Below are 25,835 nucleotides of genomic sequence, written 5' to 3'. Positions count from 1 at the left end.
TCACCGACCGCCGCCGCGGAACACCTCCGCGACGGTACGCAGCACGACCTTGATGTCGAGCCAGAGCGACCAGTTCTCGATGTAGTAGTTGTCGAACCTGGCCCGGTCGGAGATCGGCGTGTCTCCCCGCAGGCCACTGACCTGCGCGAGCCCGGTGAGCCCGACGGGCACCCGGTGACGCATGGCGTAGTTGGGGTACTCGGCCGAGAACTTCTCCACGAAGTACGGGCGCTCCGGGCGCGGGCCCACCACGCTCATCTCGCCGCGGAGGATGTTCCAGAGCTGCGGCAGCTCGTCCAGCGAGGTGCGGCGCATGAACCGACCGACGGGCCCGACGCGCCGGTCGTGCGCGATCGACCAGTTCGTCTGCGACTCGTGCTCGTTGACCGGGCGCATGGAGCGGAACTTGATGACCTTGAACGGCTTGCCGTACCGGCCGATCCGCTCCTGGTAGAAGAAAATGCCCCGGCCCCCTTCGAGGAACGTCGCGATGGCGCAGAGCAGCAGCACGGGGCTCAGCACGATCAACGCCACCAGGGCGAACAGCGCGTCGGAGGCCCGCTTCACCGCCCACCGGGGGCCGGAGAGCGTGGTGTCGCCGATCTTCACGATGGGGATGGCTCCGATGTGGTCGGGGTACCGACCGAGGGAGCGGGACCCCCACAGGCGCGGCACCGCCCACAGGTCGCAGCGGGACGTGGCCGGCGCCAGCAGGATCTCCATGAGGGTGGACTCGGGACAGTCCGGGTCGGCGATGACCAGGACGTCGCACTCCAGCATCGTGGTGAGCTTCTCGAGGTCGTCGAGGGTGCCGATCAGCGGAACGGCGGCCGTGCCCTGCCGCGAGGGAGCGTCGACGCAGCCCACGAACCGCAGGCCGTACTGCGGGTAGCGCCGCAGGAGCCGCGCGAGTTCGACGCCGATCGGGCCGCTGCCGATGATGATGGCGTTGTGCTCCACCCAGCGGCGCTTGCGCGCCAGGTTCGCGAACATCCGGCTGAACGCGCGGCCGACGATGACCAGCCCGGCGGAGATGGCCACGCCGCGCATGAAGCCGCCGACGTACGCCACCGAGTCGTGGCGCTCGGCCGCGATGATCGCCACGACGGCGGCGGACGCCAGCAGCCGCCCGCAGATGCTCGGCAACTCGTCGAGGATGCCGATGTGCCGGCGGGGCCCGTAGAGCCCTCCGGTCGCGAAGATGGCCACCGTGAGCGCCGCGTTGGCCAGCGTGCCGCGCCAGTAGTTCTGGGTCAGCAGCAGCGGCGCCAGGAGCGCGACGACGTCGACGGGAGCGGTCAGCATCCACGAGCGCAGCCACCGCGTGCGCGTCGAGGCGCGGGAGCCGGCGTACGGCAGCACCGCGGTCGTGTCGAGGCCGCTGCGGCTCCCGGCCTCGGCCGGCGGCCCGTCCGCTGGCTGGGTCGAGCGAACCGCCGGGACGCTTCCCGGATCGGCCGTTCGCTCGTCCGGTGCCTCCAGATCCGACCGCTCGTCGGTGTGGCGCGGAGCCACGGCAGCCGGATCACTGATCGCCGATTGGCCTGACATGGTCGGTCCTCCCCCGTGAAAGCCCCCAGCCGGGTGTGCCGGCTCATGGGCGATCGAAGGATATGGCCACGTCAGCTGCTAAACCAGAGCCCACGGCACACTTCGGCATCCTACTTTCCGGCAGCCAAGATCTCCGGGACGGCGTCGCGGCGGACCGCGTCGAAGAGCACCTTGGCCTTCGCGTTGTCGGCGAACACGACGCTCTCGCTGCCGACGCGACCCGTCCCCTTCGTGGGGCAGGTGAAGAACGTGAGGTTGCCGCTGCGCAGACCACGCAGTTCCATCGCCAGATCCACGAGGGAAAGTTCCCGGTCCACCGCCACCGCGTCCGCCGTGGCCCTGACGAACGAGTTCAGCTTGCCGGGGCTGGCCAGCGTGCCGCCGGAGGCGGCCTTGTCCAGGATGGCCTTGATGACCTGCTGCTGGTGGCGGATCCGGGCGAAGTCGCCGTCGGCGAAGGCGTGCCGCTCGCGGGCGTAGTCGAGCGCGGCCGCCCCGTCCATGGTCTGCGGGCCCTTGTTGAACGTGCGCTTGCCGTTGAGCGCGTACGCCGTGGTGAAGCCCTTCTCCACGTTCACCTCGACGCCGCCGAGGGCGTCGACGATCTCCTTGAAGCCGGCGAAGTCGACCATCGAGACGTGGTCGATACGGACGCCGGTGAACTGTTCCACCGTTTGCACCATCAGCGGAACGCCACCCCATGCGTACGCTGCGTTGATCTTCGCGTCCCGACCGCCCCGGCCGTCCTTCGACTTCGGCACCGACACCCAGGTGTCCCGCGGGATCGAGATGAGCTGGGCACTCGACCGGTCCGCCGGCAGGTGGGCCAGGATGATCGTGTCGCTCCGTGAGCCGCCGGTGTTCTCGGGGTCGCGGGAGTCGCTGCCCAGGATCATGATGTTCATGGCGCCCTTGGCCACGACCTGCGGGCGGGACTCCTCCGGAACGCCGTCGAACGCGTCCACCCGTTCGATGCCCGAGTTGATCGAGCGGACGTAGAGGCCACCGCCGACCAGGGCGGCGCCGCCGAGCAGCGCCACCACGATGAAGCTGATGAGGAGGACCTTCCGCCACCGGCGGCGCCGAGGGCGCGACTCCTCCGGTCCGGCCGGGTCCGGTGTCGGCAGCCCCTCGAGGATCTGGGTCGCGGGCTCGGCGTACTCCTGGCGATGGCGCATGGCGCGATGCTACTGAGTCCGATCCCGGCTCGCGTACCCCTCGTCCGGTCACGATCGGTGACCGCCCGGGTCGATGTCCTTCCGTCCGCGCCGGACGAACCTCCCAGCCATTGGTCATCATCACCTGGTATGAACGCAGCCGTGGACGCAACGAAGCTCCGGCGGGCCATCGCCCGCACCCCGCTCGCACCCGTGGCCGCCTTCCCCAAGCGCCTGGCCCGGGTCGCCCGCCACGACGCGAAGGTGCTGCGCACGTCGGCCCGGTGGCTGGTCACCTCCCGCGAGCACCACAACTACACGTACGACCTGACGAAGCTCAGCCGTCACCACCTGGCGTGGTTCGTCAGCGTCGTCTGCGACCTGCCCGTGAAGCAGGTGCGCGGCTACTTCGCCGAGATCGAGTCGGACGACGCGCTGCGGCGGCACATCGAGCAGGCGACCGCGGGCGCCGCCCGCCGGGGCCTCGCCGACCGGCAGGTCCGCTACGCGCGCCGGATCGGCTGGTACGCCTTCGTCCGCGCCACCCGCCCGGCCCACGTGGTGGAGACCGGAGTGGACAAGGGACTCGGCAGCTGCGTCCTGGCCGCGGCGCTGCTGCGCAACGCGCAGGAGGGGCACCCGGGGCGGCTCACCTCGCTCGACATCAACCCCGAGGCCGGATACCTGGCCCGGGTCGCGCCCTGGTCCGAGGTCGTCGACCTGGTGATCGGCGACTCGATCGCCTCGATCGGCGCGCTCGACCGGCCGGTCGACCTCTTCCTGCACGACAGCGACCACAGCCGGGTGCACGAGAAGCGCGAGTTCGCGGCGGTGGAGGCCAAGCTGGCCCCCGGCGCGATCCTGCTCACCGACAACGTCACCGCCACCAACGTCCTCGCCGAGCACGCCGAACGCACCGGCCGGCGCTTCCTCGCCTACCGGGAGACCCCGGCCAACCACTGGTACCCGGGCGACGGCATCGGGGTGGCATGGTGAGCGGATGCGGCTGAGCGCGATCCACACGTACCCCGTCAAGGGGTGCCATCGGCTCGACCACGACGGCGCGCACGTGCTGCCGTGGGGTCTGGCCGGCGACCGGCGCTGGATGGTGGTGGACGCCGACGGTGTCGGCGTCACCCAGCGGGAGACCAGCCGGCTGGTCGCCCTGCACGCCACGACCCGCGACGGCGGTCTCGTGCTGCGCGCCGCCGGGCGACCCGACCTGGACGTGCCGGAGCCGGTCGGCGGCGAGCCGGTGCGGGTGCGCACCTTCCGCAGCCGGAAGCTGCCGGTGCCGGCGCTGCCCGCCGGGCCGGCCGCCGACCGGTGGCTCGGTGCGCTGCTCGGCCGGCCGGTCCGGCTGGTGTTCCTCGCCGAGCCCACCCGCCACCTCGCCGCCGACGAGCGGGAACACGACACCGGCGACCAGGTCGCCTTCGCGGACGCGTACCCGCTGCTCCTGACGAACGCGGCGTCGCTGGCGGCGCTCAACGACCGGCTCGCGGAGGCGGGCGAGGACGCGGTGCCGATGGACCGCTTCCGACCCAACCTGGTCGTGGAGGGCGCTCCCGCGTGGGCCGAGGACGGCTGGGTGGGCCGGCCGCTGCGCGTCGGCGGTGTGCGGATGCGCGCCGCCGGAGCGTGCGACCGCTGCGTGGTGACCACCACCGACCAGGAGACCGGGGTACGCGGCCGCGAACCGCTGCGCACGCTCGGCCGTCACCGCAACGTCCGGCAGAAGCTCCTCTTCGGACTCCACCTCGTTCCCCTGGACACCGGCCCGCTGGCCGTCGGTGACGCGGTGGTCGTGCCGGCCGACGGTCCCCTTGTCCGGCCCGGACCGGCGGATCGATGATGGTCCCGGAGGTGGCGTGATGAGAGTGCTCCACCAGCCCCGGGTGGCGTGGAACGCGGCCCGGGTGTTCGTCGGATCGGTCCGCGACGACGACCTGTACGGGTGGCTCAGCGCCGAGGTCGGTGACCTGCTCGGCGTCTCCTGCCAGGCGGACCTCGACCAGACGCGTGAGCGGTTGCGCGGGGCGGTGGACCCGCAGTCCGGCCTCCTCGAGGTCGGCCGGTGGCGGGTACGCCTCGAGGACGAGCTACGCCGCCGGCCGGCGCTCGCGGAGCCGTTGGAGTCGCTCAGCGAGATAGCCGCCGGCCTCCTGCGCCGGCGTGCCGGTCCGGCGTCCCGGTCGTAGCCGCCGCGCATGGTCGTGGCCGTCGGGCGCCGCCGCCTGCGACGGCGGTGTCAGGCCGGGCTGATGTGCGCCGCGAGGATCCGCCAGCCGCGGTCGTCGTCGTGGATCCACGTGCGGGTGTACCGCAGCCGCGCCGCGAAGGGGGACCCGCCGAACCTGCCCGCCACCCGGGCCACGAGGAACGTCACCCCGGTGCCACCCTCCACGAGCAGTTCCAGCTGCTCCTCGACCAGCTCGTCGATCACCGACGTCCGGTCGCGGTGGGCCGCCAGGTCGTCCTGCTTCGCGTACCTCCCGCCGTCCGGGCCGACGGCGATCAGGTGGTCGTCGAGCAGGTCGTCGAGCGCGGCGACGTCGCCGGCGCGTTGCGCGGCCTGGAGCCGGCGCTCCGCGACCAGCAGCTCCGCCTCGAGTTCGCTGTCCGGCATGTGCCGCCTCCCGGCCCTCCGTCGACGTCCTCCGCCGCCTGATTCTGTCAGGCGGAGCGGGCGGCTAGGCGTGCTCCGGGGTGAGGTCGAGCCACATGAGCACCTCGTCCCGGTCGTCGCCCGGGGCCACCCGCAGCGCGCCGGGCAGCCGCCCGATCTCCCGGTAGCCGAGCCGGCGGTAGAACCGGTCGAGGCCGAGCCCGTCGCGCAGGGTCACGTGCAGCGCGGACAGACCCATCTCGCGGCCGATCCGTTCGGCCTCGCGCATCAGCGCCAGCCCGTACCCGTTGCCCTGCGTGTCGGGGTGGACCATCACCCGCTTCAGCACGCACCAGTGCGCCTTGAGGGCGAACCGGTTGTCGGCGAAGACCAGCGCGGCGACGAGCCGGTCACCGGCGTAGCCCAGCAGCAGCCGGTCCGGCCCCTCGGCGATCGCGGCGAACGTCGGGTCGGCGATGGTGCGGACGTCGGCGGCGGTCACCGGCGGCACGAAGCCGACGGCGCCGCCGGCGTTGCTGACGTCGACCCAGAGCGCGACGATCCGCTCGCGCAGGTCCGGGGTCAGCTCGGGGTCGAGGACGAAGCGCAGGGTCACGTCCGCCATCCTGACGGCCGCGTCCGGGGCGCGGCCATGATCGTGACGCGGGCGACATCGCGCGCTGGTGCGGGAGGGGGGATTCGAACCCCCACGTCCTTTCGGACAATAGGACCTAAACCTACCGCGGCTGCCGTTACGCCACTCCCGCGTGCGCTGCTGAGTCTAGGTGCCGCGCACCGCCGGACGGAGTCCGGCCTCGGCCCAGGGAGCGCCCGGGCTCAGTCGAGGCCGAGGTCGCGGCGGAGCTTGGCGACGTGCCCGGTGGCCTTGACGTTGTAGAGCGCCCGCTCGATCTTGCCGTCCGGGTCGATGACGAACGTGGAGCGGATCACCCCGGTCACCGTCTTGCCGTAGAGCTGCTTCTCGCCGTACGCGCCGTAGGCGGTCAGCACCGACTTGTCGGTGTCGGAGACGAGCGGGAAGGTGATGGCGTCGCGCTCGCGGAACGTGGCCAGCTTCTCCGGCTTGTCGGGGGAGATGCCCACCACCTCGTAACCGGCGGCCTGCAACGAGGCGAGGGAGTCGCGGAAGTCGCAGGCCTGCTTCGTGCAGCCGGGGGTCATGGCGGCCGGGTAGGCGTAGAGGATCACGCGGCGGCCGCGCAGGTCCGCCAGGGAGAGCGTGTCGCCGGTGTCGGTGGGGAGGGTGAAGTCGGGCGCCGGGTCACCCGGGGCGAGGCGGTCGGTCATGGCCCCGACCCTACCGCCGGGCGCGGTCGTCCGGTCGCCGGCGAACCCCGGCCGCGCCGACGCCGTGATCAAGCGCATGCCTTGTTGCCAACCCTTGGCAACTAAAAGGCACGGGAAATAGTCTGATGCCGCCGGCGAGGACGAGCCCGCCGCTCTGGGAGGTCGCGTGGAAACCCTTGCGATGCACATCTCGAACGGGATCATCAACGGTCCCGTGGCCGCGGTCTTCGCGGCGCTCGCCCTGGCCGCCCTGACCGTCTGCGTGCTGCGCGGCCGGCGGGACCTGGACGACCGGCTCGCCCCGATGGCCGGACTCGTCGCGGCGTTCATCTTCGCCGTGCAGATGCTCAACTTCCCGATCTTCACGGCCGGCGTGAGCGGCCACCTGCTCGGCGGCGCGCTGGCCGCACTGCTGGTCGGCCCCTGGGTCGGCGCCCTCTGCGTCGCCGTGGTGCTCGTCGTGCAGGCCCTCGTCTTCGGCGACGGCGGCGTGGCCATGCTCGGGCTGAACATCACCAACATGGCGCTGCTCGGCACCGCGGCGGCGTACCTGCTCATCGCCCTGCTGCTGCGCGTGCTGCCGCGTACGCCCGCGGGCCTCGCGGTGACCGCGTTCGTGTCCTCCGTGCTCAGCGTGCTGGTCGCCTCGCAGGGCTTCATCGTGCAGTACTGGCTGGGCGGCACCGCGGACCTCGGCGGCAACCTGGTGGGCCTGGCCGGCACCATGGCCGGCGCCCACCTGCTGATCGGCATCGGTGAGGGTCTGATCACCGCGACCACGGTGGTCACCGTCGCCAAGGTGCGTCCCGACCTCGTCTACGCGCTGCGCGGGCTGCGTCCCGCCGCCGCGCCCGCCGTCCCGGCCGTCGGAGGTGTCCGGTGAACAAGCGTCCCTGGGCGTTCGTCGTCGGCGGCCTGCTGGTCGCCCTGCTGCTCGCCGGGGTGGTGAGCAACTACGCCTCCTCCCACCCGGACGGGCTGGACTCCTCCCTGCTCAAGGGCTGCACGGTCGACGCCGACCACAACATCACCGGCGGCAGCTGCCCCGCGCAGCAGGCCAGGGACCACGAGCTGGCCGACAGCCCGCTGGCCGACTACGGCGTACGCGGCATCGACAACGCCTTCCTCTCCACCGGGCTCTCCGGGGTGCTCGGCGTGCTGCTCACCTTCGCCGTGGGCGCCGGCGCCTTCTGGCTGCTCCGCCGCCGGGGCGCCGCGGCGACCGCGGGTGGGGGCACGACGACCGACGCCGCCACGACCGCGGGCGCGGGTACGGCGCCCGACGCGGCGCCGGCGGCCGGCGGCCCGGCGACCCGGAGCTGACGGCGGTGGGCGCCGGTCACGGGCACGTGCTGTACCGCGAGAGCGCCTCGCCGGTGCACCGGCTGCCGCCCGAGGTCAAGATCGTGGCGATGGTGGTCTTCACCGTCGCGGTGGTGGCCACCCCCCGGGAGGCCTTCTGGGCCTTCGGGGGGTACGCGCTGCTGGTGGCGGCGGTCGCGGCGCTGGCCCGGGTCGGTCCGGGCTGGCTGCTCCGCCGGGCGATGATCGAACTGCCGTTCGTGCTCTTCGCGGTGGCGCTGCCGTTCCTGGGCACGGGGGAGCGGGTCGCCGTCGCGGGGCTGCACCTGTCCGTCGAGGGGCTGTACGGCAGCTGGAACATCCTGGCCAAGGGCACGCTCGGGGTCCTCGCCTCGCTGCTGCTCGCCGCGACCACCACCAGCCGCGACCTGATCGTCGGCCTGGACCGGCTGCGCTGCCCCCAGGTGCTCACCCAGATCGCCACGTTCATGCTGCGCTACCTCGACGTGCTGATCGGCGAGGCGCGGCGGATGCGGGTGGCGCGGATCTCGCGGGGTGACGACCCGCGCTTCCTCTGGCAGCTGCGCGGCTTCGCGGCCGGCGTCGGCGCGCTGTTCCTCCGCGCCTTCGAGCGCGGCGAGCGGGTGTACCTCGCGATGCTCTCGCGCGGCTACACCGGGCGGATGCCGGCCGTGTGGCAGGGCGCGGGCGCGGCCACGACCGGGCAGTGGCTCGCCGCGGCCACCGTTCCCGTGGTGGCGGCCGCCATCGCCGCCACCGCCGTCGTCCTGACATGATCGGGGACGTGCAGCCGACGACACCCAGCCTGGACGTCCGTGGGGTCCGCTACGCGTACCCCGACGGGCACGTGGCCCTGCACGGGGTGGACCTCACCGTCCCGCGCGGTGGGCGGGTGGCCCTGCTCGGGCCGAACGGGGCGGGCAAGACCACGCTGGTGCTGCACCTCAACGGCATCCTCACCCCGACCGAGGGGACGGTGAGCGTCGGCGGGCTGACCGTCACGCCGGACCGGGCGACCCTCGGTGAGGTGCGACGGCGGGTGGGCATCGTCTTCCAGGACCCGGACGACCAGCTCTTCCTCCCGACGGTCGCCGAGGACGTGGCGTTCGGCCCGGCGAACCTGGGGCTGCGGGGGCCGGAGCTGGCCGCCCGGGTCGACGAGGCGCTCGCCGCGGTGGGCATGTCGGAGCACCGGGACCGCGCCCCGCACCACCTGTCGTTCGGGCAGCGCCGCCGGGTGGCGGTGGCCACCGTGCTCGCCATGCACCCGGAGATCCTGGTGCTCGACGAGCCGTCGTCGAACCTCGACCCGGCCTCCCGGCGCGAGTTGGCCGAGATCCTCCGCGGGCTGCCCGTGACGCTGCTCATGGTGACCCACGACCTGCCGTACGCCGCCGAGCTGTGCGACCGCTCGGTGATCCTCGACGGTGGCCGGATCGTGGCCGACGGCCCCACCGTCGACGTGCTCACCGACGCCGACCTGCTGGCGCGGCACCGCCTGGAACTCCCGTACGGCTTCAACCCCCGCGCCACCACCCGCGCGTAACCCCCCGCGCGGGGCCTCCCCGCGATCTTGCACTTTCTGCCCCGGCAAATACGACTAATGCCGCATCTCAGGGGCACGAACTGCAAGATCGCGGTGGGTCAGGCGGGGGAGGGCGTCGCGGCGCGGGGGGTTTTGGGGGTGCCGGGGGTGGGGGTTTGGGTGCGGGTGGCGTGCAGGCGGAGGGCGCCGGCGGCCAGGCCACCCACCCCGACGATCAGGATGACCGCGACCAGCACCCGCGCCCAGGTGGCCGCCCAGGGCGCCGGCGCGACCGCGCGGGAGAAGACGGCGGCGTTCGCCACCCCGGCGAACAGCGCGAGGCACGTGCCGGCCAGCGCCACGGCGAAGTCGGCGGCGGGCCGGCGGGCCAGCGCGTACGCGCCCGCCGCCATCGCGCCGAGCCCGGTCAGCAGCATCCACAGCTGCCCGGTGAGCAGGGCCAGCAGCACCCCGCCCAGCCCTTCGGCGCCGGCGTCCAGCTCCCGACCCACGGCGTACGCGACACCGGCCGCCCCGCCGACGACCAGCAGCCCGCCCAGCCCGGCGAGCGCCCGCCCGCCGGGCACGGACGCGGCCGGCAGCAGCCCGAGCGCGCCGACCGCGAGCAGCCCGACGATCGACACCGCCCACCAGGTGTACGCGTCCGGCGGCGGCACCCAGTCGAGGGTGCCGTGGATCTCCATCGGCTCCGACCCGCCGTCGCGCAGCGGGATCGTCCAGTCCCGGACCCGGTGCTCCCGGTCCGGGGCGGCCCGGACGGCGGCCGGCGGGGCGGACTCCCGGTACAGGGCGCGCTGGTCGTGCCAGCGGACGCTCGACCCGTCGGCCACCCGCCGCCAGGACGGCTCGGCGGCCGGGTCGGCCTCCGGCGGCAGGGCGGTGTCCCCGGCGATGGTGCGGTTGAGGTAGGTGGCGGGGGAGCGCGTGTTCTCGTACACGGCGTCCGGGCCGACGCGCAGGTACGGCTCACCGGAGTAGCCGATCACCTCGACGGGACGGCCGGTGCGGTTGGTCAGTTCGAGCCGGGCGCCCGCCTCGACGGCCCGCACCTCCAGCCCGTCCCGTGCCGGGGTGAGCCCGGTCACGACCGTCCGGTAGTCGGTGCCGTCGGGCGCGTCCGCCCCGTGGGCGGCGGCCGGGGCGGCGGTGGCGAGCGTGGCGGTGACCGCGGCGGCGGCCACCAGCCCGGCGCGGGCCAGGAGTGCGCGGATCACTTGCCGGCCGCCTCCACCGCCGCCCGGATGCCCTCGGGGCTGCGGTCGGCCAGTTGCTGGCCGTCGACGACCACGGTGGGCGTGCCGGTGATGTTGTTGCGGCTGGCGGTGTCGGTCACGTGCTCGGTCCACGGCTTGAAGGTGCCGTCGCGGACGCAGGAGCCGAACGCGTCCCGGTCCAGCCCGACGCCGGCGCCGATGTCGATCAGTTCGTCGTCGGTGAGCCCCGCGCTGCCCTCCGGCGGCTGCCGGTCGTAGAGCGCCTTGGCGTACTCGGCGAACCTGCCCTGGTCGGCGGCGCAGCCGGAGGCGGCGGACGACCGGGTGGAGTACTCGGTGGTGGAGAAGCGGTTCAGGTAGGCCACCGGGTGGTAGACGACCCGGATCTTCCCCTCGCTGATCAGCTGGTCGACGGTGGCGCCGCTGGTGTCCTGGAACTGCTTGCACACCGGGCAGAGGAAGTCCTCGTAGATGTCGACGGTCACCGGGCCGGAGCCGACCACCACACCGGCGCCTCCCTCGGCGGCGTTCTTCGGCGCGGTGAACTCGTCCGACTTCTGGCTGGACCACACACCCCAGCCGATCAGGCCGGCGATGACCAGCACGGCCACCGCGGCCGCCGACACCCACAGCGTGCGCCGGCGCCGCCGTTCCCGCGCCAGCTGCTGCCGGACGACCCGGGCCGCGCCCTTCTGCCCCTTGCGACTACTCATCCTCGTCCTCCACGACGGGTTCGCCCGTCAGCCAGCCGTCCACCGAGACGGGCGTACGCGGCCAGATCAGCAGGAATCCCGCCAGCACCAGGAACCCCAGGTCCCGGAGGATCTCCGGGAGGTAGCTGGGAGCCTGCCCCTCGGCGAGCTGGCCACCGCTGCCGAAGCAACCGCAGTCGATCGAGAGCCCGCGCGCCCACGCGGAGGCGATCCCCGCGATGAAGACCACCAGCAGGGCCGCCGAGACGGCCGCCGTCAGCCGCGTCGCGAGGCCGAGCAGCAGCAGGACGCCCAGCGCCAGCTCGACGAACGGCAGCGCCGCGCCGACCACCGTCGACACGTCGTACGGGAGGATCTGGTAGGCGTTCACCGCCCGGCCGGAGGCGGCCAGGTCGTCGACCTTCGACGCGCCGGCCAGCAGCCAGACGGCGGCCAGGCCGAGCCGGGCAGCCGTGCCGAGCCACGGCCGGACGGCGGGCCAGCGCAGGCCCCGGATGCTCGGTGCTGTCACGGTCATTAGTCGTTCCGCCTCCGCCGGAAGTTCCGCCGTCACCCGGCGAGGGCGTCTCCGACCGCCTCGATCAACTCGTCGCGCGCCCGCGCCACCCGGGAGCGGATGGTGCCCACGGGCACCCCCTCCACGGCGGCCGCCTCCGCGTAGGAGAGGCCGAGCAGCTGGGTGAGCACGAACGCGCCGCGGCGTTCGGCGGGGAGCCGGCGTACCAGGTCGGCCGCGCCGAGCTGCCCGGCGGGGTCGGGGTGCGGCCGGTCGGTGTGCGCGTTCACGGCCAGGCGGGCGTCGAGCCGCCGGCGGCGCACCACCGTGCGCAGGTGGTCGGCGCAGGTCCGGCGGGCGATCCCGAGCAGCCAGGTGCGCGCGCTGGATCGGCCCTCGAAGGTCGGCAGCGCCCGGAACGCCCGCAGGTAGGTCTCCTGGGTCAGGTCGTCGGCGGTGTCCGGATCCACCAACGCCGCGGTGAAGCGCCACACCTCCACCTGCGTGAGCCGCACGAACGCGGCCTGGGCAGCGGGGTCGCCGCCGCGCGCCGCCAGCGCCCACTCGGTGGCCGGATCCCGGCCAGCCCCGGCCCTCTCGGGCCGGCCGGTGGTGGCGTCGCGCGGGGCGGGGATCACGACACACCAGCGTACGCGGCGTGCGGCGGGCCGCGAGGGTCGTTGGACCTGTCCATGGTCCGCACCACGGTGGGAACTTTCCGCGCCTCCCGCCCGACTACCCCGTCATGACATGCGACGACGTACGCGCGGCGCTGTCGGCACGGCTCGACGGGGAGGATCCGCAGGCGGCGCCGGTGGTGCTGGAGGCGCACCTGCTGGGTTGCCCGGGGTGTCGGGCCTGGTCGGCCCGCGCCGAGGAGGTGACCCGCCTGGTCCGGCTCCAGGCGGTGGAGGTGCCGGACCTGACCGCCCCGGTCCTGGCGGCCGTGGCCGCCGAGGAGCGGGCCGCCGAGCAGGCCCGGGCAGCGGCGCGGCGCGGCCGGCGGCAGGTGCTGCGGGTCGCGGTGGCGGTGGCCGCCGTGGCGCAGCTCGCCATCGCCCTGCCGATCCTGCTCGCCGGCACGGGGGTGAGCGTCGACCCGCACACCAGCCGGGAGATGGCCTCGTTCGACGTGGCGCTGGCGGTCGGTTTCGTGCTGGCCGCCTGGCGGCCGGAACGGGCCCGCGCGTTCGTGCCGGTCGCGCTCGTGCTCGCGGTGTGCCTGGCCGGTACGAGCGTGGTGGACATCGCGAACTCGACGACCGCGCTGGTGCACGAGGTCGGTCACCTGGCCGCCGTCGTGCAGGCGGGGCTGCTGTGGGCGCTGGGCCGGGTCGACGGGGACGCCGACCGGCCGGCGGCGCGGGCGCTGGCGCCGGGGCGCGGATGAGTCACGGCGACGCGGCGCGGGTGGGCGCCGACACGGAAGGGCTGCCGCCGCGGGGTGGCCGCCGGGCGCTCGGGTCGGCGAGCATGATCCGCATGACTGCCGCCCCTCGTCGCTGGTTCGCCCGGCTCTGCGCCACCGCCGGCCTGCTGGTCACCGCCGTCGCCCTCCTGATCGCACCGGCCGCTCCCGCGAGCGCGCACGCCGTGCTGGTCAGCTCCAGCCCGGCCGCCTCGGCCGTGGTGCCGAGCGGACCGGAGGAGGTGGTGCTGACCTTCAGCGAGTCGGTCCGCAAGGTGCCCGACAAGGTCCGCGTCATCGCCCCGGACGGCTCCCGCGCGGACCGCGGTGAGCCGACCTTCGACGGCACGATCGTGCGGATCCCGGTGGACCCGGCCGGGGGCCAGGGGACGTACCTCGTCAGCTACCGGGTGATCTCGGCCGACAGCCACCCGGTGTCCGGCGCGTTCACCTACTCCGTCGGCGCCCCGTCGGCGCCTCCCACGGACAGCGGCGACACCGGACGCGCCAACCCGGTCGTCGACAACGCCGTGAAGGTCGCCAAGTACCTCGGGTACGCCGGCCTCGCGCTGCTGGTCGGGCCGGCCCTGGTGCTCGCGGCGCTCTGGCCCCGGCGGCTGGACCGGCGCGGCCCGGCCCGGTTGGCGTGGACGGGCCTCGGCCTGGTCGCCGTCGCGACCCTCGCCGACCTGTGGTTGCAGGTGCCCTACACCGGCGGCGGCGGGTTGTTCGACGTGTCCGGTGAGGGGCTGAGCAGCGTCCTGGGCAGCACGTTCGGGGCCGCGCACCTGGTCCGGCTCGGCCTGCTGGCGGCGGCCGCCTTCCTGCTCCGCCCGCTGTTCGCCGGGCCGGTCGGCCGGACCGACGCGATCATCCTCACGGTGCTCGGCGTGGCCGCGCTCGTGACGTGGCCACTCGCCGGGCACCCGGCGGCCTCGCCGGCCCCGGCCGTCTCCGTGGTCGTCGACACCGTGCACCTGGGCAGCATGGCCGTCTGGCTGGGCGGCCTGCTGATGCTCGCCGCGTTCCTGCTGCCCCGCGCCGACGAGCGGGAACTGGGCGCCATCATGCCGATCTGGTCCCGCTGGGCCGCGCTGGCGGTCTCCGCGCTGCTGCTCGCCGGGGTGGTGCAGGGACTCATCGAGATGGGCACACCCGGCGCTCTCGTCGACACCACCTACGGCCGGCTGCTGCTCGCCAAGATCGGGCTGTTCGGGCTCGTGCTCGGCGTCGCCGCGTACTCCCGGCAGCTCGTGCGCCGGCGGGTCGCCGAGCCGCGGCCGAGCCGGATCCGCCGGGCGATCGTCGCGGAGCTGGCGATCATCGCCGTGGTGCTCGGCGTCTCCGCGACCCTGGTGCAGACCCCACCGGCCCGCACCGCCAGCGAGGTGGCCGACTCCGTTCCCGGCTACTTCAGCACCACCCTCACCAGCTCGCTCCTCTCCGTGCAGGTCGAGCTCGACCCGGCCGAGCGGGGCAACAACTCGCTGCACCTGTACGCGTACACCAAGGACAACCGGCCGCAGCCGGTCGTGGAGTGGAAGGCCACGGCGGCGCTGCCGTCGGCCGGTATCGAGCCGATCGAGATTCCGCTGCTGCCGCTGACCGACAACCACGCCACGGGTGAGGTGAACCTGCCCGCGTCCGGGGACTGGCAGCTGAAGGTCACCGCCCGTACGTCCGACATCGACCAGGCCACGGTGACCGCCACCGTGCCGATCCGTTAGAGAGAGGTCCCGAATCCATGACCCGTATCCGCCGCTCGCTGGCGGGCGCCTCCGCCCTGGCCGTCGGTGCCGTCGCCACCGCCGTCCTCGGCTTCGCGGCGCCCGCGTCGGCCCACGTGACCGTGAACCCGAAGGACGCGACGCAGGGCGGCTACAGCCGGATCGCGTTCCGCGTGCCGAACGAGAGCGACACCGCGTCCACCACGAAGCTGGAGGTGGTGCTGCCGGAGAACGCGCCGGTCGGGTCCGTCTCCACCATGCCGGTGCCGGGCTGGACGGTGGCCGTGGAGAAGCGGAAGGTGGACCCGCCGATCGAGGTGCACGGCAGCCAGATCACCGAGGCGGTGTCGAAGCTGACGTGGACGGCGAGCGGCGACGCGGGGATCAAGCCCGGGCAGTTCCAGGAGTTCCCGGTCTCCCTCGGGCCGCTGCCGCAGGTCGACCGGATGGTCTTCAAGACGCTCCAGACCTACTCGGACGGCAACGTGTCGCGGTGGATCGAGGAGCCGACGCCGGGCGGGGAGGAGCCCGAGAACCCCGCGCCGGTGCTCACCCTGACGGCGGCGTCGCCGTCGGCCTCGGCCGCTCCGGTCGCCGCCGACGCCGCGCCCGCCGACGATGACGACGACGAGGCCGAGGGCAACGGCCTCGCCACCGGGCTCGGCATCGCCGGGCTGGTGGCCGGGCTCGGCGGTCTGGTGCTCGGCGGGCTCGCGTACTCCCGCACCCGCCGGGAGCCGGCCGCGAAGGCCTGACGGGTACGCCTGTGCGGGGCCCGCCGGTCCGCCGGCGGGCCCCGCGCTTTTCCCCTGACCGCGTGCCGTGGATATCCCCTGATCGACGGGTCGGCGTCGGTAAGGTCGGCCGGGTATCTGGCTACGGAGGGGGACGGGACGGATGCGGTTCGTACGCGCGTTCGCCGGATTGCTGCTGCTGGTCGTCGGCCTGCCGGCGCTGCTCGCCGGCGGGGGGCTCTGGCTGGTCACCCGGCACGCCGACCCGAGCGGCGCGTTCACCGCGCGGTTCGAGACGGTGCAGACCGCCGGTCACGCGGTGGTCGTCGCGGACGTCGACCGGCTGCTGCGCAGGGACGTGCCGTTCGCCCGGGTCGGGCAGGCGGGGCTGCGGATCGAGGCCCGGACCCCCGACGGCCCCGCGTTCCTCGGCCTGGCGCCGACCGAGGAGGTGCGCCGCTGGTTGGAGGCCGTGCCGCACGCGACGGTACGGCGGGTGGCGCCGGCCCGCGGGCCGCTGCCGGTGTGGCTGGACGCGGCGGGGGCCGCGCCGACGGCCGCGCGGCCGACCGTCGCGCCGAACCCCGTCGGTGCGTCGATCTGGGTACGCGACGGGATCGGCGCGCTGGAGTGGACGCCCGGCGACCTGGCCGGGCGCTCGCTGAGTCTCGTCGTGATGCGCCCGGACGCCCGGGCGGACCTGACCCTGGACCTGCGGGCCGAGCTGCGGGTGGGCTGGACGGCGGCCGCCACCTGGGGTCTGCTCGCGGGCGGCGTGCTGCTCGTGACGTTCGCCGTGCTGCTGCTGTTCCGCCCGGTGCGGCCCCGGGAGGTGGTCTTCGTGGTGGAGCCGGATCAGGTGCCGGTGCTCGCCGGACGCCTTGGGGTGACGTCGCTGAGCGGCCTGGGCGCCCGACCCGCGGTGGCCGGGGACCGGCTGGTGGTGGCCCAGCGGCAGCTCGCCGCGGTGGGCTCCCCAGCCGCGCCGTCGGCCATCCCGGCGGTGCCCGCCCGCCGGCCGGCGAGCCTCGCCGATGTCGTCGACGCGGAGAGTGTGGACTTCGACCCGGTTCCCGCGTCCGTCCGATCGGCGGGAGGCGCGGACGCGGAGCGCCGGCCGAGCGGTCAGCGGGCGTCCCGGCCGCCGGTGACGCTCACCCTGGCCTGGCCGGCCGTCGAGCCGGAGCGCACGGCGCGACCGGTCCCCGTGGACGGTCGCGGCCGCCCGTTACAGCGACGCGCTGCCAACCCGAACCCCGACCGGTGACCCCCCGCCGGCACCCCGCCGGCGCCCGCCGGCGCTCCGCCGGTGTCATCCGGTGATCATGAGGTTGACGGGGCGAATTGCCTAGTTCGTCCCCGTCAACCTCATGATCACCGGACGGAGGCGCGCGCGGGGGGCGCGCCGGGTCGGGGATGGGCCGGGGGCGGGGAGAGGGGGCGGGGGCCTTGCGGCGAGTGGCCCTCCGCGCTGCCGACGCGGAGGGCCACTCTCACCGGGGGATCGGTGCCGCTACCCGAGATGCCCGTGAGGTAGGTGAGGTCAGATTAGCGGTGATGGTCGCTACTCGGGGCCTCTGTCCATTTGGTGCAATTTCTCGCGCGGGGCGGTCGGCCGGGTCGTCGGGGCCGGCCTCGCCGGGCGCCGGACCGGCAGGGCGGCCAGCAGCAGCAGGCTGAGCAGGACGTACGTGTTGCGGACCAGGAACTGGTCGGGCGTCTGCGTCCGGACCGGCGCGACGCCCCAGTCGTGGAACGTGACCACCCCGTAGATGATCACGGCGGTCGTGGCGACCGCCAGCACCGCGAACCAGCGCCGCCGCGCCACGCTGTCGAGGGTGGACGTACCGTCGTCGCCGGCCGGGCTGCCCGGTCCGGCCACCCCGGCGGACGCCACCCCGGCGGGCGTCGCCCCGGCGGACGTCCCCGTGGCGGGCGGGACGGCCACGGCCGGGCGGCGGGCGCCCAGGGCGGCGTCGGCCAGCACCACCACGGCGGGGATGAACCAGTACAGGTGGTGGGTCCAGGTGATCGGGCTGACCAGGCCGCCGACCAGCCCGGTGAGGGTGAGACCGGCGAGGTGGTCCCCCGCACGCGCCGCCACCGCGGCCCGCCACAGCCCGTACGCCGCCACCACCGCGACGAGCGCCAGCCAGAGCAGCCGGTCCGGCTTCTCCGGGGCGGTGATGCGGCTGAGCAGCCCGAACAACGACTGGTTGCCGGTGTAGTCGGTGCGCCCCACCCGGTCGGTGGCCCAGAGCTCATGGGTCCAGAAGCGCCACGAGTCCCCCGGAGCCACCGCCGCGGCGAGCAGCGTGGCCGCCGCGGCCGTCGCGCTGGCCACCGCCGCCGCCCACCAGCGTCGGCTCGCCAGCAGGTAGACGATGAAGATGCCGGGAAAGAGCTTCAGCGCGGTCGCCAGCCCCACGCCCACCCCGGCCCACCGCCGCGACCCCGGCACCGCGAACAGCAGGTCGGCGAGGATCAGCACGACGAGGAACATGTTGATCTGGCCGAACGTGATGGTCTCCCGCGTGCTCTCCACGGCGAGCACCAGCAGCACCGCCACGGTCACCGTGAACACGCGCGGCAGCCCGTGCCGGTCGGCCAGCGGGCGGACCAGCCACCAGGTGGTCACCACCACGGCCACGCCGGTGAGGACCGTGAAGACCGTCACGGTGGCGCCGAGGGGAATCAGGGCGAACGGCCGCAGCAGCAGGCCGCTGAACGGGGGGTACGTGAAATACAGCTCGCCCTGGACCCGGTCGGGCTGGACGTAGTCGTACAGCGGGTTCCCGTCGGCCCACCACCGCATGGCCCGCATGTAGATCTTCAGGTCGAAGAAGTCGTGCACCCGCCCGGGCAGGTAGAGCGCCGGGAGCACCGCGGCCAGCGCCACCACCGTGACGAGACGGCGGACCGTACGGCCACCGGGATCGTCGTCGGTGACGGCGGGTGGTGCGACGGGTTCGGCTGGCACGGGGAAACCCTAGCGGGCTGGTGCGCGTGGAGCCCGCAGCCGCGGCTCGTGGGCTGCGCGTAGTCTGTGCCGGTGGCTGATCTCCTTGTCTGGATCGACTGTGAGATGACCGGGTTGGACCTCGGCAGGGACAAGCTGATCGAGGTGGCGGCTCTGGTCACCGACCCCGATCTCAACGTGCTCGGTGACGGTGTCGACGTGGTGATCCACGCGGACGACGCGGCGCTGGACGCCATGCCGGAGATCGTCACCACGATGCACGCGAAGTCCGGGCTGACCGAGGAGGTCCGCCGCTCCACCGTCACGCTGGCCGAGGCGGAGGACATGGTGATGGACTACGTCACCACCTTCGTGAAGGACCCGCGCACCGCTCCGCTGTGCGGCAACTCGATCGCCACCGACCGGGGCTTCATCGCCCGAGACATGCCCCGCCTCGACAACCACCTGCACTACCGCATGATCGACGTGTCCTCCATCAAGGAGCTGTGCCGGCGGTGGTACCCGCGCGTGTACTTCGGGCAGCCGGCCAAGGGGCTGGCGCACCGGGCGCTCGCGGACATCCGGGAGAGCATCCGGGAACTCGAGTACTACCGGCGGACGATCTTCGTGCCGCTGCCCGGTCCCGACGTGGAGAGCGCGAAGGCGATCGCCGCGGAACTCTGAGGGCGCGGGGTACCGGCCCGGGGACGGGCGGCGGCCGTGGCGCGGCGTGCCGCGCGGTCGGCGGCGCTGGCCGGGCGGGCGGTCTCCGGCATACGTGATCGGCGGCGGCCATGGCGGGCGGTCTCCGGCCTGCGCGGCCGGCGGCGGCCCTGGCGGGCGGGCGGTCTCCGGCGTACGGGTCGGCGGTGAGCGCGCCTCGCGGTGGCCCGCAACCCGCTGGACGCGGTCGCCGGGTAGGGGGCTATTATTGGTCCGCACCCCGCCCGGGGCGTTCGACCGGGCGCGGCGGCGTGGTGGCTGTAGCTCAGTTGGCAGAGCACCGGGTTGTGGTCCCGGTTGTCGTGGGTTCAATTCCCATCAGTCACCCGACTAGTGGATCTACTCCACCGCAGCTCAGGCCCCCTCTCCGGAGGGGGCCTGAGCCGTTTAGGGGCGTGGTAGGGGAAAGGTTAGGCGTGGGAGGACTCGGCGTTGTCCGCGACGCGACAGCGTCTGGGTAACTGATCTTGGCTTCTTCGTGGCAAGCCCTTCAGTGAGGGGGAGTGCAGCGGGAGCCATCTTCCGTGGTTTCCTCCTGTTTCCGTGTCTCTTTGTCTCTTTATTTGCGACAAACCCCGCCCGGCCGCTACCGTTGTCTCATTCAAAGAGACATAAGGACAGCGATGGGCATCTACATAGCACCCGAACTGACCAGCCATGACCGGTCTGTCCTAGCCGAGATCTATCAGATGAGAAACTCCCTGGTTGACGTGCTTCGGACCCCCCGGCGGTGGACGGGCGGACTACGCAAGACGATGCTCGCGCGGGCGATCCTCGGATCGAACAGCATCGAGGGTTACGTCGTGGCCGAGGACGACGCCGCTGCCGCCCTCGACGACGAGGAGCCGCTGAGTGCTGATGAGCGGACCTTCGCCGAGATCCGCGGCTACCGCCAGGCGCTCGGGTACGTACTGCAGAGCGCTGGCGACCCATACTTCCGCTTCGACACGTCGATCATCCGCGGCATGCACTACATGATGCTGTCGCACGACCTCTCCAAGAGCCCAGGGCAGTACCGGACCGGACCGATTTATGTGCACGACGAGCGGACCGACCGGCGGGTGTACGAGGGCGCGGACGCCGACGACGTCCCCGATCTGATGGAGGAGCTGGCGGCCCACCTGCGGTCGGACGAGCCGATCGATCCGGTGGTCAAGGGTGCGATGGCGCATCTCAACCTCGTCATGATCCATCCCTTCCGGGACGGCAACGGCCGCATGGCTCGTGCCCTGCAGACCCTCGTGCTGTCCCGGGACGCCATCGTTGAGCCGGCGTTCTCCAGCATCGAGGAGTGGCTGGGCAGCAACACCGAGGACTACTACCGGGTGCTGGCTATTACGGGCAGAGGGCGGTGGAACCCAGAAGGTTCGGCGCACCTGTGGGTGTCGTTCAACCTGCGCGCCCACCACATGCAGGCCCAGACCGTCGCAAGGCGCTTCCAGGAGGCTTCTGCCATCTGGTCGGAGCTGGACGCGCTTGTGGCGGACGAGAAGCTGCCCGAACGGGTCACAGGGCTGCTCTACGAGGCCGTCCTCGGATACCGGGTCCGTCGCCCCCTGTACATCAAGCTCGCGGAGGTCGAGGAGCGGACCGCCACCCGCGACCTTGCCCGCCTGACCGAACAAGGTCTGCTCGAGGCGCGCGGTGAAAGGCGCGGTCGGCACTATGTCGCGGGTCCGGCGCTGAACGACGTTCGCCGGCGCACCCGCGAGCGGCGGCGCCCCATCGAAGATCCTTACCCGGGAATGCCCGTGGCGCTCGCGACAGAGGCGGCAGCCCTGGCAGAGATGCCACCGGTCGACGGGAGATGGCGATCGGCGGTCGAAGAAGTGATGAATCATCGCCGACCGCCGGCCGAGCCGGACTTGCCCACCTCTGGATCATCTCTAGGGCAAATCTAGGGCAAATCTAGGGGAATCGGGATGCCCGGCCGTACCCGTTGACACCCGACCATGCCCCTCACCTGCTGGTCATAGCGCTGACGGGCTCCTGATCTTGAGGTCTATTCGGCTTCAATTCCCATCAGTCACCCCACACACGAAGGCCCCCTCCTCGCGGAGGGGGGCCTTCGTCGTTCCGGGCTCGTCAGTCGGTCGTGCCGGTGCTCGCGCTGGCGTCCGGGTCCGGCGTGGCGTCGGTCCCGGCGTCGGTGTCCGCGTCCGCGTCGGTACCGGCGTCCGGGTCGTACGGCAGGGCGCTGCCCTTGACGTACTCCTCCCAGCTCATGTTCCAGTCGGTCCAGCCGTTGCCGTTCTGGAGCTTGCGCTCGGTGCCCTTCACGGTGATCGGGTCACCGATGCGGGTGTTGCTGAACAGCCAGGCACCGTTGGCCATCGAGACGTTCACGCAGCCGTGCGAGACGTTGACGCTGCCCTGCTGCCCCTCGGACCAGGGGGCGGCGTGGATGAACTCGCCACCCCACGTGAGCCGCTGGGCGTAGTCGATCTTCGTCCGGTAGCCCTCCTCGGGGCCCAGCTCCTCGAAGGTGTCGAAGACCGTCTTGCGCAGCTTCTCGATGACGACCATCGTGCCGCTCGACGACGGGGTGCTCTTCTTGCCGAGGCTCACCGGGATGGTCTTGACCACCTTGCCGTTGCGGGTCACGGTCATCCGCTTGGTCTTGTTGTCGACCGTCATGATCAGCGCCGGGCCGATGTTGATGTCCACGGTGAGGTCGGCCCGGCCGTACCAGCCATCGCCCATCGGCAGGCCGCCGGCCTGCACCCGGTACTTGACCTTGCTGCCCGCCTTCCAGAACTGCTTCGGGCGGTAGTGGATCTCGGTGGGGCTGATCCAGTGCCAGATGCCCTCCTGGGCCGGCACGGAGGTCACCGTCATCCGGCGCTGCACGTCGTCGCGGTAGTCCTCGGGAACGGCCCGGCTGAACTTGACGATCAGCGGCATGCCGACGCCGACCGTCTGGCCGTCGCCGAGGAAACTGCTCACCCGGATCTGCTTGGTGGGCTTCGCCATGGTGGTGAACGTGCTGGTCGCCGTCGCGGGGCGGCCGTCGTCGCCGGTCGCGGTCACCGTGGCCGTGTACGTCTCGCCGTACTTCAACGCGCCGGACGGCAACCAGCTCTTGCCGTCCGCGGCCAGCGTGCCCTCGACCGTCTCGCCGGCCGAGTCCTTCAACTGGACGGTGGTCTCCACGGCCTCCTTCGTGCTGAAGGTGATGGCGGTGGAGGCCGGTACGTCCTTGGCGTCGGCCTGCGGCTCACTGATCGTGGCCGCGGCCTTCGGCGGCGGGGTCTCCGTACCGCCCCGCCACGAGGACGGCTTGTCGCCGCCTCCGCTCGTGCACGCGGACGTCAGCGCCAGGGCGGCCGCGATCACCCCCGCGGCGAGAGCGCGGCGCCGCACACCGGCGCGCCCACCGCGGCGCCGGGTCAGCTGGTCCTGGTCAGCTCGCATGTTTCCCTCACAGTCGTGGTCCCCGCACAAGCCATCGTCTCTCACAGACGCACCAGAACTGGTACCCGTTGCCAGGGGTGAAACGAAACACCCGGCGACAACTTGTCGGATTGTTGCTAGAATTCGCGTTTTGCGAATCCACCTCACCAGTCCCACCCACCCCGCCGGGTCCGCCCCGGGTCGGCCGCGCTTGCGCCGGTGATCATGAAGTTACTGCCGATCCGCATCCGATTTGTCGGCAATAACTTCATGATCACCGGGCTGAGTGCCAGCCGGGGAGGAGAGGGGCCGGGGGAGGAGGGGGTTGGGCGGGTGGGTTAGAGCAGGGGGCCGGACCCGTTCTTGGGCACCGGTAGCGCGCTGCCCTTGACGAACTCCGACCAGCTCAGGCTCCACGCCGTCCAACCGTTGCCGGCGGCCAGCCTACGCTCCGTGCCCTTGACGGTGATCGGGTCGCCGATCTTCGTACGCTCGAAGAGCCACCGCGCGTTGGCCGTGGAGACGTTCACGCAGCCGTGCGAGACGTTCTGCCGGCCCTGCACGTGCTCCGACCAGGGCGCCGCGTGGATGTACTCGCCACCCCAGGTCAACCGCTGGGCGAACTCGATGTCGGTGACGTAGCGATTCGCCGGATCGGGGTCGTCCCGGGTGTCGAAGACGGTCTTCTCCTTCTTCTCCATCACGACCATCGTGCCGCTGGAGGAGGGGGTGCTCTTCTTGCCGAGGCTCACCGGCATCGTCCGGACGAGCTTGCCGTCCTCGTACACCTTCATCTGCTTGTCGGCGTTGTCCACCTTCATGACGAAGGCGCGTCCGATCTTGGCGGTGGCCTTCCGGTCCACGTCGCCGTACCGGCCGTTGCTCAGGGGGATGCCGGCCAGGGCGATCCGGACGCTGAGCGTGGTGCCCGGCTTCCAGTACTCCGGCGCCCGGTAGTACGCCTGGGTGCCGTTGCTGACCCAGTGCCAGGCGCCGGGCTGCGGCGGGTCCGTCCGGACGAACATCCGCTTCTGCACGGCGGCCCGGTCCTTCTTCGGGATGCCCGGATGGAACTCGGCGACGACGGGCATGGCCACGCCGTACGTCTTGTCGTCGAAGAGGTAGAGGCCGGAGCCGATCGTCGAGCGCGGCTTCTTCATGGTGGTGAAGGTGCTGGTGCCCGTGCGGGTCGCGCCGTCGGGGCCCTTGGCGGTGACGGTGGCGGTGTACGTGGTGCCGTACTTCAACGGGCTGTTCGGCACCCACGACGAGCCGTCGGTGCGCATCTTGCCCGCGACCGTGGCGCCGCCCGCGGCGGTCAGCGTGACCTCCGACACCGTGGCGCCCTCGGGCAGGTCCGCGCTGATCTCGGTGCTGACCGGCCGGTTCTTCGCCCCGTCCGCCGGGCTGACCGGCAGCGGCGGCCCGGACGGGGTGGCCGGCGCGGCCGTGCCGGACGCCGCGTCGACGCTCGTGCTCGCACTCGGCGTGACGAACGCCGGCTTCTGCTGCTCGTCGCCGCACGCCGTCAGCGCCAGCGACGCCACCAGGGCCAGGGTGCCCACCACCGCCCCGGACCGCGTGAACCTGCCCATCCCCACCTCTGTTCTCGCGTGCCTGGCGCACATCGTGCATCATCCTGGCGCTCGGGCAGGACCCGAAGCTCGAGCGAATGGGCGGTTTGACCGGATTGCGCGTTAAGCTCGCCCGAAGGGTGGAGCCCGGTATCGGATTGGAACCCCGCTCGGCGGCCGTGCTAAGGTTCTCCCCGTTGCCAACGAGCGCCGCTAGCTCAACTGGCAGAGCAGCGGACTCTTAATCCGCGGGTTCGGGGTTCGAGTCCCTGGCGGCGCACCAGCAATAAGGGCTCTGGCCTGGTGGTTTCCACCCGGCCGGAGCCTTTTTCGTGTACGCCGCTGGTGGATGGTCGCTCGGTGGGTGCTCGGAAGCCGTTGGACCGGGCCGGCGTTGCTGGGACATATCGTTGTTCCGTGGACGCCTGCGCTCATCGTCATTTCTGAGGTGGCCGGCCCGCATCGGGCCCTTGGGGGTCATTGGCGCATCCGCTCGCACGGGGCAACGGGCTTCCTTCGGGCAGCCACGCCCGAGCCGGTCGTTGGCGATTACGCTGGCGGCGTGGGGGGACAGCCTCGGATTCGTGTGCAGGGGGATCTCTATCACCCGGTGGTGCCGCCCGGTGCCGTATATGTGGGGCGGCAGGGGTTCGGGTTGCGGCGTTCTCCCTGGGCCAATCCGTTTAGCCTGCGAAAGCACGATCGGGCTGAGGCGTTACGTCTCTATCGGCAGTGGCTTGTGGGGCAGCCGGCCCTTGTTGACCGGGCGCGGCGGGAACTCACGGGGAAGCAGTTGGCGTGCTGGTGCCGCGTCGAGGATGCGTGCCATGCCGACGTGCTGGCGGACATCATCGGTTGACGCGCGGCCGGTACCGAGCAGTGGGCCGTCTCGGTGCGTAGACACCGCCGATGCTGAAGGACTGCGGCCTTGCCGCTTGGTTACCTACGTAGAAGGCGACGTCGCGGTCAGCGGCGCAAAGTTGGGTGAGGAACTTGTGTCTCAACTGCTCCGCGGCCTCCGCGTCGGTGAGCTGGCCCAGACGGCGTTGTAGGGCAACGAACTCCCAGTCCCAGAGAGTCTGCTGATGACCGCGGCAATGACGGTCTGCGCACCGGTAGCGGTAAGCGGCGGTGAAACGGGGTGCTTGAAGCGGGCTGCGCTTGGCCCGTTCCAGTAGGTCGAGCTGGTTGAGGTAGCCAGCGATTTTCCTGCGATCCTCCGCCGACCAGCCGGGATGTCGCTTCACTTGAAGAGCCGAGATGTCAGCCACGCGTGTCCCGCCCCGGGTTTGATGGAGACATCGAAACCTGGGAGGAACACCAGCGATGCCTGCACCGAAGAAGTACAACGATGAGCTGCGTGAGCGTGCGACCCGGTTGGCGGTCGAGGCCCGTCGGGAT

General features: G+C 72.4%; 26 protein-coding genes, 3 tRNA genes and 1 pseudogene. 16 read left to right on the top strand and 14 right to left on the bottom strand.

The genetic code is table 11. From position 1 onward, the window contains the following. Both D7I43_RS29830 and D7I43_RS29825 read right to left on the bottom strand, forming a co-directional pair. On the bottom strand, positions 1-1,551 hold the full coding sequence (locus D7I43_RS29830) for a sugar transferase (protein ID WP_120331914.1): 1,551 nt from the start codon (positions 1,549-1,551) through the stop codon (positions 1-3). Positions 1,552-1,661: 110 nt separating this feature from the next. After that, on the bottom strand, positions 1,662-2,729 hold the full coding sequence (locus D7I43_RS29825; protein WP_120331913.1) for an LCP family protein: 1,068 nt from the start codon (positions 2,727-2,729) through the stop codon (positions 1,662-1,664). A gap of 129 nt (positions 2,730-2,858) precedes the next feature. On the opposite strand from D7I43_RS29825, the gene D7I43_RS29820 reads away from it, so the two are divergent. From D7I43_RS29820 to D7I43_RS29810, 3 genes are read left to right on the top strand one after another with little or no spacing between them, the layout of a single operon-like run. After that, positions 2,859-3,704 (top strand): O-methyltransferase, encoded by an 846-nt coding sequence (locus tag D7I43_RS29820; RefSeq protein ID WP_240033253.1) that lies wholly within the window; start codon positions 2,859-2,861, stop codon positions 3,702-3,704. 4 nt (positions 3,705-3,708) lie between these two features. Then, entirely contained in the window at positions 3,709-4,563 is an 855-nt protein-coding gene (locus D7I43_RS29815; RefSeq protein WP_120331912.1) for an MOSC domain-containing protein, read from the top strand. 19 nt (positions 4,564-4,582) lie between these two features. Further along, a complete protein-coding gene (locus D7I43_RS29810) occupies positions 4,583-4,909 on the top strand; it encodes a hypothetical protein (protein WP_192902306.1) in 327 nt (108 codons plus the stop codon). Positions 4,910-4,959: 50 nt separating this feature from the next. Here D7I43_RS29810 and D7I43_RS29805 read toward each other — a convergent pair whose 3' ends face one another. From D7I43_RS29805 to bcp, 4 genes are all read right to left on the bottom strand, one after another. Then, positions 4,960-5,337, bottom strand: coding sequence for a nuclear transport factor 2 family protein (locus D7I43_RS29805; RefSeq protein WP_120331911.1), 378 nt, complete (start codon positions 5,335-5,337; stop codon positions 4,960-4,962). A gap of 64 nt (positions 5,338-5,401) precedes the next feature. Then, the gene (locus D7I43_RS29800; RefSeq protein WP_192902305.1) at positions 5,402-5,932 is read right to left on the bottom strand and encodes a GNAT family N-acetyltransferase; all 531 of its coding nucleotides are present in this window, start codon (positions 5,930-5,932) and stop codon (positions 5,402-5,404) included. 65 nt (positions 5,933-5,997) lie between these two features. Beyond that, a tRNA-Leu gene (locus tag D7I43_RS29795) sits at positions 5,998-6,083 on the bottom strand. Between the two features lie 70 nt (positions 6,084-6,153). After that, positions 6,154-6,624 carry a thioredoxin-dependent thiol peroxidase gene (gene bcp, locus D7I43_RS29790; RefSeq protein ID WP_120331931.1) on the bottom strand — a complete coding sequence of 157 codons (471 nt, stop codon included), beginning with the start codon at positions 6,622-6,624 and terminating at the stop codon, positions 6,154-6,156. Positions 6,625-6,790: 166 nt separating this feature from the next. Here bcp and D7I43_RS29785 point away from each other — a divergent pair, with 166 nt between their 5' ends. The 4 genes from D7I43_RS29785 to D7I43_RS29770 are packed head-to-tail and all read left to right on the top strand — an operon-like array spanning position 6,791 to position 9,493. Further along, complete coding sequence (locus tag D7I43_RS29785; protein WP_120331909.1) at positions 6,791-7,507, top strand: energy-coupling factor ABC transporter permease; 717 nt, start codon at positions 6,791-6,793, stop codon at positions 7,505-7,507. After that, positions 7,504-7,947, top strand: coding sequence for a PDGLE domain-containing protein (locus D7I43_RS29780; protein WP_120331908.1), 444 nt, complete (start codon positions 7,504-7,506; stop codon positions 7,945-7,947). The genes D7I43_RS29785 and D7I43_RS29780 overlap by 4 nt, the downstream gene beginning before the upstream one ends. A gap of 5 nt (positions 7,948-7,952) precedes the next feature. Then, complete coding sequence (cbiQ, locus tag D7I43_RS29775; protein ID WP_120331907.1) at positions 7,953-8,723, top strand: cobalt ECF transporter T component CbiQ; 771 nt, start codon at positions 7,953-7,955, stop codon at positions 8,721-8,723. Then, entirely contained in the window at positions 8,720-9,493 is a 774-nt protein-coding gene (locus D7I43_RS29770; protein ID WP_120331906.1) for an energy-coupling factor ABC transporter ATP-binding protein, read from the top strand. The genes cbiQ and D7I43_RS29770 overlap by 4 nt, the downstream gene beginning before the upstream one ends. A 98-nt stretch (positions 9,494-9,591) precedes the next feature. Here D7I43_RS29770 and D7I43_RS29760 read toward each other — a convergent pair whose 3' ends face one another. From D7I43_RS29760 to D7I43_RS29745, 4 genes are read right to left on the bottom strand one after another with little or no spacing between them, the layout of a single operon-like run. After that, complete coding sequence (locus D7I43_RS29760) at positions 9,592-10,707, bottom strand: hypothetical protein (protein ID WP_240033252.1); 1,116 nt, start codon at positions 10,705-10,707, stop codon at positions 9,592-9,594. Continuing rightward, positions 10,704-11,420 (bottom strand): DsbA family protein, encoded by a 717-nt coding sequence (locus D7I43_RS29755; protein ID WP_120331905.1) that lies wholly within the window; start codon positions 11,418-11,420, stop codon positions 10,704-10,706. The genes D7I43_RS29760 and D7I43_RS29755 overlap by 4 nt, the downstream gene beginning before the upstream one ends. After that, the gene (locus D7I43_RS29750; RefSeq protein ID WP_120331904.1) at positions 11,413-11,937 is read right to left on the bottom strand and encodes a MauE/DoxX family redox-associated membrane protein; all 525 of its coding nucleotides are present in this window, start codon (positions 11,935-11,937) and stop codon (positions 11,413-11,415) included. Before D7I43_RS29750 ends, D7I43_RS29755 begins: the two co-directional genes overlap by 8 nt. Positions 11,938-11,969: 32 nt before the next feature. Next, positions 11,970-12,554, bottom strand: coding sequence for a sigma-70 family RNA polymerase sigma factor (locus D7I43_RS29745; protein WP_120331903.1), 585 nt, complete (start codon positions 12,552-12,554; stop codon positions 11,970-11,972). 107 nt (positions 12,555-12,661) lie between these two features. Between D7I43_RS29745 and D7I43_RS29740 the strand changes: the two genes are divergently transcribed. From D7I43_RS29740 to D7I43_RS34295, 4 genes and pseudogenes are all read left to right on the top strand, one after another. Next, a complete protein-coding gene (locus tag D7I43_RS29740) occupies positions 12,662-13,306 on the top strand; it encodes a zf-HC2 domain-containing protein (RefSeq protein ID WP_120331902.1) in 645 nt (214 codons plus the stop codon). A gap of 92 nt (positions 13,307-13,398) precedes the next feature. Beyond that, positions 13,399-15,051, top strand: coding sequence for a copper resistance CopC/CopD family protein (locus D7I43_RS29735; RefSeq protein ID WP_120331930.1), 1,653 nt, complete (start codon positions 13,399-13,401; stop codon positions 15,049-15,051). A gap of 17 nt (positions 15,052-15,068) precedes the next feature. Beyond that, positions 15,069-15,806, top strand: a complete 738-nt coding sequence (locus D7I43_RS29730) for a YcnI family copper-binding membrane protein (RefSeq protein WP_120331901.1) — start codon at positions 15,069-15,071, stop codon at positions 15,804-15,806. 673 nt (positions 15,807-16,479) lie between these two features. Further along, positions 16,480-16,840: pseudogene (locus D7I43_RS34295) on the top strand (hypothetical protein); the annotation flags it as partial. A gap of 509 nt (positions 16,841-17,349) precedes the next feature. Here D7I43_RS34295 and D7I43_RS29720 read toward each other — a convergent pair. Then, positions 17,350-18,765: a glycosyltransferase 87 family protein gene (locus tag D7I43_RS29720; RefSeq protein ID WP_120331899.1), complete on the bottom strand. Its 1,416-nt coding sequence runs from the start codon at positions 18,763-18,765 to the stop codon at positions 17,350-17,352. Positions 18,766-18,831: 66 nt separating this feature from the next. Here D7I43_RS29720 and orn point away from each other — a divergent pair, with 66 nt between their 5' ends. The 3 genes from orn (at position 18,832) to D7I43_RS29705 (ending at position 21,368) form a co-directional block, all read left to right on the top strand. Continuing rightward, the gene (gene orn, locus D7I43_RS29715; RefSeq protein ID WP_120331898.1) at positions 18,832-19,428 is read left to right on the top strand and encodes an oligoribonuclease; all 597 of its coding nucleotides are present in this window, start codon (positions 18,832-18,834) and stop codon (positions 19,426-19,428) included. Between the two features lie 293 nt (positions 19,429-19,721). Next, positions 19,722-19,794: transfer RNA gene (locus tag D7I43_RS29710), tRNA-His, on the top strand. Between the two features lie 296 nt (positions 19,795-20,090). Then, positions 20,091-21,368, top strand: a complete 1,278-nt coding sequence (locus D7I43_RS29705; RefSeq protein ID WP_120331897.1) for a Fic family protein — start codon at positions 20,091-20,093, stop codon at positions 21,366-21,368. A 184-nt stretch (positions 21,369-21,552) separates the two neighbouring features. On the opposite strand, the gene D7I43_RS29700 is transcribed toward D7I43_RS29705, so the two are convergent. Together D7I43_RS29700 and D7I43_RS29695 are read right to left on the bottom strand one after the other, a co-directional pair. Further along, a complete protein-coding gene (locus tag D7I43_RS29700) occupies positions 21,553-22,881 on the bottom strand; it encodes a L,D-transpeptidase (RefSeq protein ID WP_120331896.1) in 1,329 nt (442 codons plus the stop codon). Between the two features lie 317 nt (positions 22,882-23,198). Next, on the bottom strand, positions 23,199-24,455 hold the full coding sequence (locus D7I43_RS29695) for a L,D-transpeptidase (protein WP_120331895.1): 1,257 nt from the start codon (positions 24,453-24,455) through the stop codon (positions 23,199-23,201). A gap of 186 nt (positions 24,456-24,641) precedes the next feature. Between D7I43_RS29695 and D7I43_RS29690 the strand changes: the two genes are divergently transcribed. Together D7I43_RS29690 and D7I43_RS29685 are read left to right on the top strand one after the other, a co-directional pair. Continuing rightward, positions 24,642-24,717: transfer RNA gene (locus tag D7I43_RS29690), tRNA-Lys, on the top strand. A 66-nt stretch (positions 24,718-24,783) separates the two neighbouring features. After that, a complete protein-coding gene (locus D7I43_RS29685) occupies positions 24,784-25,293 on the top strand; it encodes a DUF4326 domain-containing protein (protein WP_240033250.1) in 510 nt (169 codons plus the stop codon). On the opposite strand, the gene D7I43_RS29680 is transcribed toward D7I43_RS29685, so the two are convergent. Then, the gene (locus D7I43_RS29680) at positions 25,283-25,705 is read right to left on the bottom strand and encodes a hypothetical protein (protein ID WP_240033248.1); all 423 of its coding nucleotides are present in this window, start codon (positions 25,703-25,705) and stop codon (positions 25,283-25,285) included. The genes D7I43_RS29685 and D7I43_RS29680 overlap by 11 nt on opposite strands. Between the last annotated feature and the right edge of the window lie 130 nt (positions 25,706-25,835).

The sequence above is a fragment of the Micromonospora globbae genome (assembly GCF_003610785.1).
GTDB classification, from domain to species: domain Bacteria; phylum Actinomycetota; class Actinomycetes; order Mycobacteriales; family Micromonosporaceae; genus Micromonospora; species Micromonospora globbae.
Note: the sequence above shows the minus strand (reverse complement) of the source record. Positions and strands in the feature narration are given on the sequence as shown.

Coding starts and splice junctions, on each gene's coding strand:
- D7I43_RS29810 (WP_192902306.1), top strand. CDS start 4,583: ATGAGAGTGCTCCACCAGCCCCGGGTGGCGTGGAACGCGGCCCGGGTG.
- D7I43_RS29750 (WP_120331904.1), bottom strand. CDS start 11,937: ATGACCGTGACAGCACCGAGCATCCGGGGCCTGCGCTGGCCCGCCGTC.
- D7I43_RS29730 (WP_120331901.1), top strand. CDS start 15,069: ATGACCCGTATCCGCCGCTCGCTGGCGGGCGCCTCCGCCCTGGCCGTC.
- D7I43_RS29695 (WP_120331895.1), bottom strand. CDS start 24,455: ATGGGCAGGTTCACGCGGTCCGGGGCGGTGGTGGGCACCCTGGCCCTG.
- bcp (WP_120331931.1), bottom strand. CDS start 6,624: ATGACCGACCGCCTCGCCCCGGGTGACCCGGCGCCCGACTTCACCCTC.
- D7I43_RS29830 (WP_120331914.1), bottom strand. CDS start 1,551: ATGTCAGGCCAATCGGCGATCAGTGATCCGGCTGCCGTGGCTCCGCGC.
- D7I43_RS29735 (WP_120331930.1), top strand. CDS start 13,399: ATGACTGCCGCCCCTCGTCGCTGGTTCGCCCGGCTCTGCGCCACCGCC.
- D7I43_RS29820 (WP_240033253.1), top strand. CDS start 2,859: ATGAACGCAGCCGTGGACGCAACGAAGCTCCGGCGGGCCATCGCCCGC.
- D7I43_RS29815 (WP_120331912.1), top strand. CDS start 3,709: ATGCGGCTGAGCGCGATCCACACGTACCCCGTCAAGGGGTGCCATCGG.
- D7I43_RS29805 (WP_120331911.1), bottom strand. CDS start 5,337: ATGCCGGACAGCGAACTCGAGGCGGAGCTGCTGGTCGCGGAGCGCCGG.
- D7I43_RS29700 (WP_120331896.1), bottom strand. CDS start 22,881: ATGCGAGCTGACCAGGACCAGCTGACCCGGCGCCGCGGTGGGCGCGCC.
- D7I43_RS29755 (WP_120331905.1), bottom strand. CDS start 11,420: ATGAGTAGTCGCAAGGGGCAGAAGGGCGCGGCCCGGGTCGTCCGGCAG.
- D7I43_RS29740 (WP_120331902.1), top strand. CDS start 12,662: ATGACATGCGACGACGTACGCGCGGCGCTGTCGGCACGGCTCGACGGG.
- D7I43_RS29705 (WP_120331897.1), top strand. CDS start 20,091: ATGGGCATCTACATAGCACCCGAACTGACCAGCCATGACCGGTCTGTC.
- D7I43_RS29825 (WP_120331913.1), bottom strand. CDS start 2,729: ATGCGCCATCGCCAGGAGTACGCCGAGCCCGCGACCCAGATCCTCGAG.
- D7I43_RS29685 (WP_240033250.1), top strand. CDS start 24,784: ATGGTCGCTCGGTGGGTGCTCGGAAGCCGTTGGACCGGGCCGGCGTTG.
- D7I43_RS29770 (WP_120331906.1), top strand. CDS start 8,720: ATGATCGGGGACGTGCAGCCGACGACACCCAGCCTGGACGTCCGTGGG.